The 13,908-nt window shown below is 60.7% G+C and carries 10 protein-coding genes; 2 read left to right on the forward strand and 8 right to left on the reverse strand.

The window, feature by feature from the left end; translation table 11 throughout:
- Nucleotides 1-114 precede the first annotated feature (114 nt).
- Complete coding sequence (locus ACZ89R_RS03250; RefSeq protein WP_007895816.1) at nt 115-945, reverse strand: p-hydroxycinnamoyl CoA hydratase/lyase; 831 nt, start codon at nt 943-945, stop codon at nt 115-117.
- Nucleotides 946-1,157: 212 nt separating this feature from the next.
- Between ACZ89R_RS03250 and ACZ89R_RS03255 the strand changes: the two genes are divergently transcribed.
- Nucleotides 1,158-1,646 carry a MarR family winged helix-turn-helix transcriptional regulator gene (locus tag ACZ89R_RS03255; protein WP_429546729.1) on the forward strand — a complete coding sequence of 163 codons (489 nt, stop codon included), beginning with the start codon at nt 1,158-1,160 and terminating at the stop codon, nt 1,644-1,646.
- Nucleotides 1,647-1,704: 58 nt separating this feature from the next.
- On the opposite strand, the gene ACZ89R_RS03260 is transcribed toward ACZ89R_RS03255, so the two are convergent.
- Complete coding sequence (locus ACZ89R_RS03260; protein ID WP_429546728.1) at nt 1,705-3,015, reverse strand: OprD family porin; 1,311 nt, start codon at nt 3,013-3,015, stop codon at nt 1,705-1,707.
- A gap of 334 nt (nt 3,016-3,349) precedes the next feature.
- Between ACZ89R_RS03260 and mhpT the strand changes: the two genes are divergently transcribed.
- Nucleotides 3,350-4,567 (forward strand): 3-(3-hydroxy-phenyl)propionate transporter MhpT, encoded by a 1,218-nt coding sequence (gene mhpT / locus ACZ89R_RS03265; protein WP_429546727.1) that lies wholly within the window; start codon nt 3,350-3,352, stop codon nt 4,565-4,567.
- 74 nt (nt 4,568-4,641) lie between these two features.
- On the opposite strand, the gene ACZ89R_RS03270 is transcribed toward mhpT, so the two are convergent.
- The 6 genes from ACZ89R_RS03270 to ACZ89R_RS03295 form a co-directional block, all read right to left on the reverse strand.
- Entirely contained in the window at nt 4,642-7,065 is a 2,424-nt protein-coding gene (locus ACZ89R_RS03270; protein ID WP_429546726.1) for an efflux RND transporter permease subunit, read from the reverse strand.
- 52 nt (nt 7,066-7,117) lie between these two features.
- Nucleotides 7,118-8,221 (reverse strand): WD40/YVTN/BNR-like repeat-containing protein, encoded by a 1,104-nt coding sequence (locus ACZ89R_RS03275; RefSeq protein WP_429546725.1) that lies wholly within the window; start codon nt 8,219-8,221, stop codon nt 7,118-7,120.
- 69 nt (nt 8,222-8,290) lie between these two features.
- Nucleotides 8,291-9,652 (reverse strand): DUF1329 domain-containing protein, encoded by a 1,362-nt coding sequence (locus tag ACZ89R_RS03280; protein WP_429543244.1) that lies wholly within the window; start codon nt 9,650-9,652, stop codon nt 8,291-8,293.
- A gap of 15 nt (nt 9,653-9,667) precedes the next feature.
- Nucleotides 9,668-11,317, reverse strand: a complete 1,650-nt coding sequence (locus ACZ89R_RS03285; protein ID WP_429546724.1) for a DUF1302 domain-containing protein — start codon at nt 11,315-11,317, stop codon at nt 9,668-9,670.
- 101 nt (nt 11,318-11,418) lie between these two features.
- Nucleotides 11,419-12,186 (reverse strand): coniferyl-alcohol dehydrogenase, encoded by a 768-nt coding sequence (locus ACZ89R_RS03290; RefSeq protein WP_429546723.1) that lies wholly within the window; start codon nt 12,184-12,186, stop codon nt 11,419-11,421.
- A 59-nt stretch (nt 12,187-12,245) separates the two neighbouring features.
- A complete protein-coding gene (locus tag ACZ89R_RS03295) occupies nt 12,246-13,721 on the reverse strand; it encodes a benzaldehyde dehydrogenase (RefSeq protein ID WP_429546722.1) in 1,476 nt (491 codons plus the stop codon).
- Nucleotides 13,722-13,908 lie beyond the last annotated feature (187 nt).

Consider the following 13,908-nt stretch of genomic DNA (forward strand, 5'->3'; position numbering starts at 1 on the left):
ATTGTCTTTATCGGGAATACGTTCGAGGGGCTCACAGTAGCGCCTGGGCGCCGGGGCAAACAGCTGGCAGACGCTCGATCGCCCGGCCAGCTCGCCCTGATTCAATGCCGGGGTTCAGCGCTTGTAAGCCTGCAAACCGGGCTTGATGCTCTTGTCGTCGAGGAACTGCTTCATGCCCTGCTCGCGGCCACCTTCGGTGTCCAGCAGGCGCGACTGATCTAGCTTGGCGTAGAGGTAATCTTCGTTCTGCTCCCAAGTCAGTTCGCGGCAACGTTTGAAGCCATGCTTGGCCGCCCGCAGCACCACCGGGTTTTTCTCCAGCAGGTTACGCGCCAGCTCGATCGTCACTTCACGCAGTTGCGCCAGGGGTACGCTCTCGTTGACCAGGCCCATCTCGGCGGCTTTCTGCCCGCCAAAGGTCTTGCCGGTCATGATGTAGTACAGCGACTGGCGATGGCCCACGGTGTCGGCCATGGCCTTGCTCACCAGGTTGCCTGGCGGGATGCCCCAGTTGATTTCCGACAGGCCGAAGGTCGCTTCATCGGCGCAGATCGCCAGGTCGCAGGCCACCAGCGGGCTGAAACCGCCACCGAAGCACCAACCGTTAACCATGGCGATGGTTGGCTTGGCATACATACGCAGCAGTTTCCATTGCCATTGAGAGGCTTCGCGACGAATTTTTTCCTGAAGGATTTCCGGGCCGGCGTCCACTTCGCGGAAGTATTCCTTGAGGTCCATGCCTGCAGTCCAGGCTTCGCCAGCACCGGTCAGTACCAGCACACCGGCGTCCGGATCCTGCTCCAGGGTTTCCAGAACGTCGATCATCTCGCGGTTCAATGTCGGGCTCATGGCGTTGCGTTTTTCCGGGCGGTTGAGAATGACCCAGGCGATGCCCTCCTCGATCTCGACCTTGACGGTTGTCCAGCGACCTTCGTAATTGCTCATGGCGTTGCTCTCTTGTTCTTGGCTTGACGATGGGTAAAAACTAAACCCCAATATTAGTTATGTCAATTAACTATTAATCAAATTAACAGAATATTTTTTGTCCCTAAAACAAGCGCAACGCCCAGAGATCTGAAAGAGGTCATGGCTATCCCCGGCCAATCTCGGCAAACTAGATAGTCTTCTTAACCGCCAGCCTGAGGATTCACCCTGCAATGGCCAAGTCTTCCAAGATTGCCGCCGCCCCCGAGGCCCCTGCCGACAGCACCGAAACCCAGGTGCCGCTGGATTCCGCCCTGGACGATCTGATCGGTTACGCCATGCGCCGGGCGCAGCTGAAACTGTTCCAGAACCTCATTGGTCGACTCTCGGCCCATGACTTGCGACCGGCGCAGTTCTCGGCCCTGGCGATCATCGACCAGAATCCCGGGCTGATGCAGGCCGATCTGGCCAAGGCTTTGACCATCGAGCCACCGCAAGTGGTGCCGCTGCTGAACAAACTGGAAAGCCGGGCACTGGCGGTGCGGGTGCGCTGCAAACCGGACAAGCGCTCCTATGGAATTTTTCTCAGCAAGACCGGCGAGGCCCTGCTCAAGGAGCTGAAACTGATCGCGGCCGAGAGCGACCTGGATGCAACGTCCAACCTCGACAGCCAGGAACGCGAAGAACTGCTCAGGCTGCTGAAGAAGGTCTATCAAGCCTGAAACGCCAACGCCGGCGCGTTCCTGGGGGAGCGGCCGGCCTCGTGGCAGGTAAAACGACTTACCAGATCGGTACGGTGTAGAGCACCAGAAAGCGGGTTTGGTTTTCATCGCGAAATGCCGCGCCGGCGGGGAAGTCATTGCGATAGATCGACTTACGCGCCATCAGCCCGACGTTCTTCAGCGGGCCACTCTGGATGACATACCCCAGTTCCATCTGGAACTCTCGCTCCTTGCGATCGTCGGCATTCAGTGCCGTCAGCTCGATATGGTCACCGCGCACATAACGTAGCCGGCTCTTCAGCCCAGGCACCCCGGCGGCGGCAAAGTCATAGTCGTACATCGCCTGCCAAGTCCGTTCCTTGGCATTGAGGAAGTCCGAACTCATGGTCAGTTCACTCATGCCCATCAACTCGGTGCCTGACACATAAGGCGTTGCTGTATCTCCACTGGCGTGCATATAGCCCAGGCTCAGGCGATGGCCGCCGAAGCGATAGCCGAACAGCGCCGAAAGGTTTCGGTTGTCCACCTTGCCGGCCTTGGCGCTGCCATCCTCATCGCTGAAAAAGCTGCGCAGATCGGTGGTCAGCGTACCCTCGCCCACCTGCAGATTGTGCAGCAAGGCCAGGGTGTTCTGCTGGTACAGGTCTGCCACTTCGGCGTGATAGGCACGCAGACTGAGGTCCTTGTTCACCTGATAATCGCCGCCGACATAGGCCATGTGCGATGAAGTGGCCGCGCCGTTGAAACGCCGGTTCGGCGAGGCGATGCTCATCGGCTGGTAGTCCGTGGAATCACGCTTGTTGATGCGATCGATGTAGCCGGTATTGAGGGTCAGCCCGTCGATGTCCTTTGAGCTTAGGGTGGTGCCGCGAAAAGTCTGCGGCAACAGCCGCGACGGGCTGGCGAAAGCGAACGGCAGGAAGATCGACACATCACCGGTTTTAACCGTGGTCTGGGCAAAACGCATCTTGGCGGTCATGGCCAGGCGCGAATACTCGTCCGCCGCCCGTTTGTCGCTGCGGGATACCGGCAGCAACTCGGTGCCGCTGCGGTCCGGCGACGAGTCCAGCTTCACCCCCATCAGCCCGCGGGCATCCAGGCCGAAGCCGACAGCCCCCGGGGTAAAGCCCGACTCCACATTCATGATGAAACCCTGAGCCCATTCCCTGGTCGCGGTTTTCGCCCCGTCATCCTTGTAGTCCCGGTCCAGGTAGTAATTGCGCAAGGTCAAGGTGCCGTGGCTGTCGTCAATAAAGCCTTCGGCCAGCGCCGGGGTGGCAATCACACTCAAGCCCAGCAGGACCAGGCGGGGTGCGCGAACAGGTAAGGCTGAAGTCGCCGCAAGGGCGTTCCAAGGGAGCGTTGGCATGTTCGATGTCCACTTATTGTTGTTGTTTTTTGAACGGGATCGCCAGGGTTGCCCCAGGAATCTCAGGCCAGAGAATGGAAAGAGCTGAGGGTGGCGTCAATCCACAATGACCGATAAACGAACATTAATATTATTATCTATTTTTTAGATCAATCTTCAGTCATACGTCATGACATTGATTTATATGGAATTAATGACATTTTATAGCGAATATCCTTGACCGTTCATTTTTTAGTTATCTTTGTTAATCTTAATTTCAACCTGTCACCGCTTTAGGCGAGCAGGCTCGCGCTCACCCGTCAGCACACCCACAAAAACAATAATGAGGTTCGCCATGGACACCCCATCACGTCGTACGACGCTGACCATCGCCCTGTGTTTTATCGTTGCACTGATTGAAGGCTTCGACCTGCAAGCTGCCGGCACTGCTGCCGCGGGCTTGCGCCAGACCTTTGCCCTGGACCCGAAAATGATGGGCTGGGTGTTCAGTGCCGGCATCATCGGTTTGCTGCCGGGCGCCTTCTTCGGCGGCTGGATTGCCGATCGCATTGGTCGCAAGAAAATCCTCATCGCAGCGGTGCTGCTGTTCGGCGTGTTCTCGCTCAGCACTGCCTACGTCAGTACTTTCTCCAGCCTGCTGTTGGCGCGTTTCATGACCGGCCTGGGCCTGGGCGCCGCCCTGCCCAACCTGATCGCCCTGTGCGCCGAAGCCGTGGGAGAGCAACGCCGAGGTACCGCCATCAGCATCATGTATGCCGGCGTGCCATTGGGTGGAGCACTGGCGGCGGTGGTCGCCATGCTGTTCACCGATCATTGGCAGGCGACCTTCATCATCGGCGGTCTCGCGCCGTTGCTGGTGGTGCCGCTGATGATCCTGTTGCTGCCCGAGTCCAGCGCCTTTCGCCAGCAACAAGCGACCGTCAATGTGGCGCGCGCATCAACCGGCCAGGCACTGTTCGGCGAAGGCCGGGCTCGCGTCACCCTGGCGTTGTGGCTGAGTTACTTCTTCACCTTGACCGTGATGTACATGTTGCTGAACTGGCTGCCATCACTGCTGCTGGAACAGGGCTTCAGCAAACCCCAGGCGGGCCTGGTGCAGATGCTGTTCAATATCGGCGGCGCCCTCGGCTCCCTGCTCGGCGGACTGCTGCTGGATCGCTGCAACGGCATCAAGGTGGTGCTGTTTGTCTATACCGGATTGCTGGTGGCGCTGGCCGGGGTCGGCCTGTCGGCGGGCATTGTCCCGATGGGCATCGCCGGGTTTGCCGCAGGGTTGTTTGTGATGGCTGCGCAACTGGTGCTTTACGCGCTGGCACCGCCGTCGTACCCAACCTCGGTGCGTGCCACCGGCGTCGGCGCGGCAGTGGCCATCGGGCGCCTGGGGTCAGTGGCCGGGCCCTTGGCCGCTGGGCAGATTCTGGCGGCCGGGGCCGGCACCACCGGGGTGTTGCTGGCGACCTCACCCGGGTTGGTGATTGCAGCGCTGACCATCATCAGCGTGATTGCCCGTTCGGTCCCACTAACTGTATCGATGGAAAAGGCCAAGGCCTGATTCCCGTCAGTTAAAACGCGAGACCTGTGGGAGCGAGCAAGCCTGCTCCCACAGGGTCCGGCGTGCCGAGCCCTTCAGCTCTCCTTGACCCACTCCACAAGCACGCTCGCCTCAGGCTTTTTTGCGAAGACCTTCTGCGGCAGCAGCATCCAGGCCAGTGCCGGCAGCAGGATCAAGGCACCGAGCATGTTCACCAGGAACATGAAGGCCAGCAGGATGCCCATGTCGGCCTGGAATTTGATCGGCGAGAAGGCCCACGTCGATACCGCGACCGCCAGTGTCATGCCGGTCAGTAATACCACTTTGCCGGTGAACAACAGCGCCTGGTAATAGGCCTGTGCCAGAGTGTCACCGGCACGCATTCGAGCCAGGATCACGCTCAACACATAGAGCGCATAGTCGATGCCGATGCCCACGCCGAGCGCGATGACCGGCAGTGTCGCCACTTTTACTCCCATGCCCAGCCCCACCATCAGCGCCTCGCAAAGAATCGAGGTGAGCATCAGCGGCAGCATCGCGCAAAGGGTTGCACGCCAGCTACGGAAGGTCAGCAGGCAAAGCAGGCTGACCGCGCCATAGACCCAGAACAGCATCTCGTGCATGGATTTTTTCACCACGATATTGGTCGCGGCTTCGATGCCGGCGCTGCCGGCGGCCAGCATGAATTTGACCTCTGGCACCTGATGCGCAGCGATGAAGGCTTCGCTCGCCTCCACCACCCGATTCAGGGTATCGGCCTTGTGATCGGACAGGTAAACGTACAGCGACAGCATCGAACAGCCCTGATTGAACAGCTCCCGCGGTGCACGAGTCTGCACCGCACCCAGCGCGCCGTCATTGGGGATCAGCTCATACCACTTGAAGTTGCCTTCGTTGTAGCCGGCCGTGGCGATCTTGCTCAGCGCTGCCATTGAAGTGGTCGACTCCACGCCAGGCAATTGCTCCAGTTGCCAGGCCAACGCGTCCACCGCAGACAGGCTGGCGTAGCGCGTGCACTGATCTTCCGGCGTCTTGATCATGATCACGAAAATATCGGAACTGGCCGCATAGTTTTGGGTCATGAACAGCGCGTCGCGGTTGTAGCGCGAGTCGGCGCGCAACTCCGGGGCGCCAGGATCGAGATCGCCGATTTTCAGGTTCAGGCTCACGGCAAAACCGAATGCTGCCAGCAGTAGGCCGCCCAGCATGGCGCCAATGGCCCAGCGCCGCTGGGTGAACAAATCGAGCACACGCCACAACGGATGCTTGATCTGTGCTTGCAGCTCGGCGGTTTCCGAACTCAGGCTGCGTTGCGCCGCTGCCGGGCTGACACCGATATAGCTGAGCAGGATCGGCAGCAGAATCAGATTGGTGAAGATCAGCACCGCCACGCCGAGGCTGGCGGTGATCGCCAGGTCCTGAATCACCCGGATGTTGATCAGCAGCAATACGGCGAAGCCCACCGCATCGCAGAGCAAAGCGGTCATCCCGGCGGCAAACAGTCGGCGAAAGGTATAACGCGCGGCCACTACCCGGTGGGTGCCACGACCGACGTCCTGCATGATACCGTTCATCTTCTGCGCGCCATGGCTCATGCCGATGGCAAACACCAGAAACGGCACCAGCGCCGAGTACGGGTCCAGCTCAAACCCAAGTATCGCGAGCAGGCCCATCTGCCAGAGCACGGCCACCAGCGAACAGGTCACAACCACCAGGGTGCTGCGCGCGCAGCGGGTGTAACCGAAAAGCACCACCACGGTCACCACTACGGCCATCACGAAGAACAACAAGACCTGGGTCAGCCCCTCGATCAGATCGCCAACGATTTTGGTGAACCCGGTGATGTGGATGCGCAGTTCATCGGTCTGGTACTTGTCCCGCAGCGCCTCCAGCTGCCGGGAGAACTCGCCGTAGTCCAGGGCTTTGCCGGTCTGCGGACTGACTTCGAGCAACGGCACGAAGATCACGCTGGACTTGAAGTTGCCGGCGACCAATTGGCCGACCTCACCGGAACGGGCGACGTTGGTCCGCACCTGCTCGATGCTGGTCGCCGAGCCATCGTAATCGTCGGGGATCACGGTGCCGCCATCGAGCCCCTCCTCGGTCACGGCGGTCCAGCGCGTGGTCGGGGTCCACAACGACTTCATGTAGGGGCGGTCGACACCCGGCAGCAGATAAAGCTCGTCGTTGAGCCTGGCCAGGGTGTCGAGGTAATCCTTGGTGAAGATGCTGCCCTGCTTGACCTCCACGGCAATCCGCAACGAGTTGCCCAGACCGCTCAACTCGCTGCGATTCTCCAGGAAGTTGGCGACATAGGGGTGCCCCGTAGGGATGGTCTTCTCATAACTGGCGTTGATACCGATGCGCGTGGCTTGCCAACCGAGCACCAGCGTCACCAGCAGACACAGCAGGATCACCAACGGTCGATGGTTGAAGATCATTCGCTCGGCGAAGTTGCCCGACGCCTGGTCGAAGTCTTCCAGGCGGCCGATCACGGTTTGGGTTTTGTCGTCTTTCAAGTCTGACTCCTGTTGCACGGGCCATGGCCCGATAGCGCTACACCGTGAAGTTTCAAGGTTTGGCGGAGGCCCGCGGATCCTGATCAGTGGCCACGCCACTCAAGCCGACGCTGGCCAGACTGCCGTCGGCTGTCTGTTGCACGGCAGCGACCGTCCCGCCGCTGCGGCTCTGGCGCTTGTCGAAGCTGCGACCCTGGTCATGGCTGAACAAAAGTTCACCGCTCTGACTGGCCAACAGCAGGCTGCCGTCACGCAGCTCGATGGCGGTCGCCAGTGTTGATTCGATGCCGGTGTCGAGGCGTCGCCAACTGCTGCCACGGTCCTCGGACCACCAGGCGTTGCCGCGCAATCCATAGGCAATCAACGCTCCTGCTCGGGTGCCAAGCAGACCGAAGAAGCTGCCTTCATAAGGTGATTTCAGAGGCTGGAACGAATGCCCGGCATCGGTCGAACGCAACAACAGACCGCGCTCTCCTACCAGCAGCAGGTTGTTACCCGAAGCGCGAATGCCATAAAGATTCAGGCCCTGCGGATTGTCCACATGCTGCATCCACGGCCGCCAGCTTCGCCCGCCGTCGTCGGTGCGATAGATCTGGTTGTAGGCGCCAACGATGTAGCCATGCAGGCGGTCACTGAAGTACAGGTCGAGAAACGGTTTATCCGGCCCGTCATCCAGCATCTGCCGTGCCTGCGCAAGGTTGCTGGCGCCGCCCGGCTGATGGGCATCGCGCTCCGCGGCCTGCACCGCCAGCGCGGCGGCACGCTCACCGTCGAGTTGCTTGTGCCAGGTTTCGCCACTGTCCTCGGTGTGCAACACCACCCCCAGATGACCGACCGCCCAGCCCTGCTCGGCATCGACAAATTGCACCGCGGTCAGGCTGACGCTGACCGGCACACGGGCCTGGCGCCAAGTCATTCCAGAGTCATCCGAGAGCAACACGATGCCTCGCTCGCCGACCGCCACCAGACGCTCGCCAGCCCGGGCCAACCCAAGCAATACCGCGCGCGCGGCCTTGGCGGTCGGCAGTGCCGGCTGCTGTAGCACAGCAAACGTCGCGGCCTGTGCAACCATGGACGTGCTCGCCAACAGACACAACGCCAGCGCGCAGGCACTCCATCGCAGACCGAAACTCGCAAAGATTTTTTCAACGTTCATGTCTTTATCCCGCCTGGAAAATCGCCAGCGACCGCGACGAGTTTTTCGCTCGTCACGGCGCTCCATAGTTCAACGCATGTTTTCGTTGGCCATGGCATCCGGTGTGTAAAAGGAAGCCGAAGGTTTTGCGATCGTCTGGTACTGGACCGCCAGATCGTTGCTCGAAGAGTTAAGGAAGTAGGCGCCGGTATCGAGGTTGTAGCTGCCCCACATGACTTGCGCAGTGAGCGCCGGCAAGTCCGGTGCCAACAGCGTCAGCGAATACATCTGCCGACCCAGTTTGCCCTGAGCGTCATACCCGTCGACCATCAGGATCTGCCAGGAGTCCTCGTCGACGTAGTAGGTCCGATGCGGCACCACATGGCGCTTGCCGGATTTGAGCGTGGCCTCGACCACCCAGACCCGATGCTTCTCCCAGCGCACCAGATCAGGATTGAGGAAGTTCTGTTTGACCAGGTCGTCGCTCTTGGCCAAGCCGGCGCGGTTATTGTTGTAGGGGACGATCAGTTCTTTCTTGCCCGCAAGCTTGAGATCGTAGCGGTCGGTAGGCCCGAACAGCATGAACGCTTCGTCAAACAGACCGACGCCAGAGGTGACGAAGTCCGGGGTGTCGTAGGCGATGTTTGGCGCTCGGCGTACCCGGCGCTGGCCGACCAGATACTGCCAGGCCGCACGGTTGGCCGGGTCCATGTCCCAATGGGTCATCAGGCCTTCGCCGGCCTTGGATGACGGGAGTTCGGTCAGCAGTTTGCCAATCTGGTACTTGCCGGCAAAATTTTCCAGGCTGCCGCTTTCGGAGTAGTAGGGAAACTGATAGCTGAACAGGGCTCGGGTTGCCTGGACCTTCTTGCCACCGGCGGTCATCAGCCAGGTATCAAAAGGTGCGCTGATGGTCTCGCCGCCCTGCCAGGACAACCGGTAGTTCCACAGCACTTGCGCGCCGTTGTCCGGGATCGGGAACGGAATGCCGCCATAGGCGCTGCTGACTTTCTCGGTGTCCACATCCAGCGTGGCACGGGTGGCATTCTTGCCGGTGTTGTCATACACCCATTGCGGGGCCGCCGCCGAGCGATGGGTCGGGTATACGTCCAGGCGATAGTCCGGGTATTTCTTCAGCAGGAGCTTGGTGCCTTCGGCCAATCCGCTGGCGTACTGCTCCATGTTCGAGGCCTTGATCGAATACAGCGGTTTCTCGCTGGCGAATGGATCGGCACGTTTGTCACCCGGTTTGTAGCCCGGCGCGACCTTGGTGTAGCCGCCGTCCCAGGCCGGGATGCTGCCATCGGCATTGCCGGCGCGCTCGCCGCCAAGGGGCGTCAGTTCAGACTTCAAACGTGCAGCCTGTTCAGGCGACACCGCTGCCTGCGCCAGACTGATGCCGGCAAGGGCTAGGGTGAGGACGCAAGTGTTCAGGAAAGCGTTGTTCTGCATGGCGAATCCACCTTATTAGAATGAGGTTTTCACGTAGAGCGAGACGAAGTCACGGTCGGCCAGCGACTGCCCGTAACTGAAATTACCGTCCTCGCGCAGCCCGGCTTTCGGCGCACCGAAGAAGTTCACGTAGTTCAGGCCGACATCCCAGCGCTGCAGATACGTGGCCTTGAGCCCGACACTCCAGTCGCCTGCATGGGTATTGCCAAAGCCCGACTTGTTGACGGCCGAAGAACGCCCGTCGAGCACCACGCCCATGCCGATCGGCACGGTCAGGTCGATCCCGTCGACAACCTGGAAGTACGCAGGCTCCATCAATACCCGCAACGCAGTGGCATCGCGGGTGGTGTTGGAATCCAGGGCCGCGGCGTTCTCGGTGACACTCAGAGTGCGGTTCCACGCCAGTTCGGCCAGTGCCGAGCCGCCATCCCAAAAAGCACCAGGCGATAGCAGGTAAATTGCCGACAGGTTGGCGTGAGCGGTTTTGCCCCGGGCAAACAGTGAGTCATCGCCGCCATCGGCCTCCATGCCTGGGGTCACCACTTGCAGGTTGCTCACCAGTGGCGCATTCCAGCGCACGGAGGTTTCACCGGCAAAGTTGAACGGCCCATAGGCAGTGGAGAAGCTGACGCCGGTAGTCTTGATATCTTCGGCGTAGACCTGACGATAGGAACTCAGGATCGGCAGCCCGGTGGCTGCCGCGGCCGCACCGTCGAGGTAGGCGTACAGGCCGATCGGGGCTTTGTCGTGATACTGCGCGGCGTAGAAACCCAGCTCCAGTTCCGTTCCGGTCGGTTTGAAGCGAATCTGCATGCCGCCCTGCCCCGAATTTCGCGGTTTCAGATCGCCGCCATTCACCGTGTCGTTGCCGAACACTTCGCGCAGGGAACCGCTGCCATAACCGATGGCATCGGCATCGCTCAGGTAGCTGCCGGCGCCGGGCAGATTGGAACGCTCCCACTCGAACTGGTAGTAAGCGCCCACCGACAACTGCGGGTTGATCTGCAACTGCCCGGAGATTTGATTGACCGGGCGCAGGATTTCCTTGAACTGGGTTCCCGGCACGCTGAGCAACTTGACTACATCGGTCGGCCCCTGGGCATTGGCGATGCCGTTGCCACCGTAGAACAGGCTTTCACCGTAAATCAGGCTGTGCCGGCCCAGACGCACCACGCCCTGGGAATCTTCACCGAGGTCACCGCGCAGGAACACGAAGGCGTCGAGAATTTCCGCGTCGCGACCGTGGAGCTCGCGGGTTTCGCTGAGGAAATGCGGTTGCTCGCTGCTGTCGGTGTCCTGGTTGTAGATATCGTCGTACCAGGCCGCGCCGCTCACACGCAGCCCATAGTTTTGCCGGCTGAGGTCCATTTCAGAAAACAGATCCAGCCGGTTGGAGACCAGTCCGCGGCTGAAGTTTTTATCGCCCTGACTCTGGATCGAGGGGTACAGGCCATTGGCGGTCGGTGCGTTGACCAATCGGCTGTCCTGACCTTGCAGACGCCAGGCCTGGCTGTACTTGATGGTGTTGTCCCAACGCAGTTTCCAGTCCGAATCCCCCAGGTCCATTTGCATGGCCTCGGCCCTTTCGATCATCACGCCTGCACTGCATAACGCCAGAAACAGGGTGCAATGCTTGAAACGAAAGCAACGTTTAACGTTGTCCATGGACGCTCCTCATTATTTTTATTTTTGGCATGGCTTTGCACGCATGGCGCCATCCGACACGCTCAGTTAGCGGCTTGCGCCGCTGTCTACAGGTGTGCGTTTCAGATGTAGGTGGAGGCCAATCCGCCATCGACTGCCAGGTTCACGCCGTTGATCCAGCGCGACTCGTCGGCACACAGGAAAGCGATCACCGCCGCCACCTCATCGGCATAACCGGGGCGTTTCATGCGATGGGCATCGGCCTGGGTTCGTGCTTCACCGAGCATGCTCACGAAGTCGCCGAGGATGGGCGTGAAGACCGGGCCCGGCGCCACGCTGTTCATGCGCACTGAATGTTCAAGAAACCAGGGCTGGGCCTGCAGGTAATTCCAGACGATCAAGGCTTCCTTGAAATACTGGTAGCAGGTCGCGTCCGGTACCGGGTGCTCGGCCAGCCAGGCTTGCGCGGCGGCGAAACCTTCGATGCGTGCGAGCGCCTTGTGCTGCTCCAGGCGTAATGGCCACTCGGCGCCGAGGATCGAGGCGATATTGACGATGCTGCCGCCAGCGGTGATGCGCGGCAGCAATGCCTGACTCAGGTGACGCAACCCCAGGTAGTTGACCTGCGCCAGCAATTGCGGGTTCGCAGTGCCCGGTACCCCGGCGATATTGCACAGGCTGTCGATCCGTGCCGGTAACTGCGGCAGGAGCCGGTCGATGTTCTCGGCACGGCTCAGATCGCCCTGAACAAAACCATCCAGGGTCATGTGCGGGGCCTTCAGATCGACGCCAATCACGTGGGCGCCGTGGGCGCGCAGCAGGCTTGCAGTAGCGGCGCCGATACCCGAGGAGACCCCGGTCACCAGCACAATCTTGTTGTCGAGTTTCATGTTGAGTCCTCTTATTATTTTTGTGTACTCGCCCGACCTCGTCGGTCTGGTCCTGTCCGTCAGAACGGGTAGCGTGGCGCCTTATCCTTGACCGTCACCCACTGCCATTGGGTGTATTCGTCCCAGTCGGCCGGGCCGCCCACGCTGCCGCCATTTCCCGAGCTGCCGCGCCCACCGAACGGGTTGATGCACTCGTCGGCCACCGTCTGATCGTTGATGTGCAGCAGACCGCAATTGAGTTGCTCACCAATCGCCATCGCGTGCCCGACCGAAGGCGAAATGATCCCCGCGGACAAGCCATACTCGGTGCGGTTGGCCAGGTCGATGGCCTCATCGTCGCTGGCAAAACTCACCACCGTGGCGACCGGGCCGAAGATTTCCTCGTCGAATGCGCGCATGCCCGGGCGCACGCCGGAAAGCACCGTGGGTTGGTAGAACAGCTGTTCAAACTCGCCGCCGGCTTCCAGTGTTGCGCCGGCAGTCACACTCTCCGTGACGATTTCATGCACCCGTTGCAACTGTCGTTTGTTGATCAAAGGCCCCAATACCGCCTCGCCACGAGCGGCATTGCCGACCGTGATTGCCCGGGCTTTCTCTGCCAGCCGGCGGACCAGTTCCTCAGCGATCGATTCATGGGCCAGGATGCGTCCGGTGGCCATGCAGATTTGCCCCTGATGCAGCCAGGCTCCCCAGGCGGCATTGCTCGCCGCCAACTCAAGATCGGCATCTTCGAGCACGATCAACGAGTTCTTGCCGCCCAACTCCAGGGCGACTTTTTTCAGATGACGGCCAGCCACCTCCGCGACCTTGCGTCCGGCTGCAGTCGAACCGGTGAACGCGATCATCCGAACATGCGGGTCGCGGCACAGGGCCTCACCGGCCACGGCTGCGCCCGGCAAAACCTGCAGCAACCCTTTTGGCAAACCGGCCGCCTCAAACAACCGGGCAATGATGAAACCGCCACTGACTGGGGTATGCGGATCGGGCTTGAGCACCACCGCATTACCAGCCGCCAGCGCCGGTGCCACCGAACGCAGGGAGAGCACCAGGGGAAAGTTGAACGGCGAGATCACCCCGACCACGCCATGGGGCAACCGCCGTGCATAGGACAAACGCCCCGCTTCACTTGGGAGAACCACACCATGGGGTTGCGACAGCAGACCGGCGGCCTGATGCAGCAAGACGATCGCCTCGCGAACCTCATGTTCACCCTTGAACAGGCTGCCGCCGCTTTCCCGGGCGATGTACAGCGCCAGTTCGGCAAAATGTTGCTGGGCCAGGTCTGCGGCTTTGCGAAAGATCTCTGCGCGTTCCCGTGGCCCCAATGCCGCCCAGGCCGGTTGAACACGGGCGGCAGTCAGGGTGGCAAACGCGATGTCCGCCGCATCGGCTAAACCGGTGACGGTCAGTACCTCGCCGGTGGCCGGCTCGATGACTCTGTTCACGCCGCCCAATGGACGTATCCAGTCGCCATTGAAGATGCGTTCGCACCACAGCTCGTCCCGCAGAAAATCAGATGGTTCACTTACCGACATTTCGGTCTCCCGGCTCTTGTGTTTGTAATTGCCTGACGCGCCTCGCGAGAACGATGCAGCGTCGTGAAAGCACTAGAGCAAGGGCTGTGCCGACTTCCTCCATTGCCACGCGTTTTAAGTGGCGACGGCTCTGGCCTGAAGGTTTGAGGGGAGCACTGATGAATAGGGCAAGCCGTTTGGCGCCCGG

The organism is Pseudomonas sp. TE3728 (genome assembly GCF_056279145.1).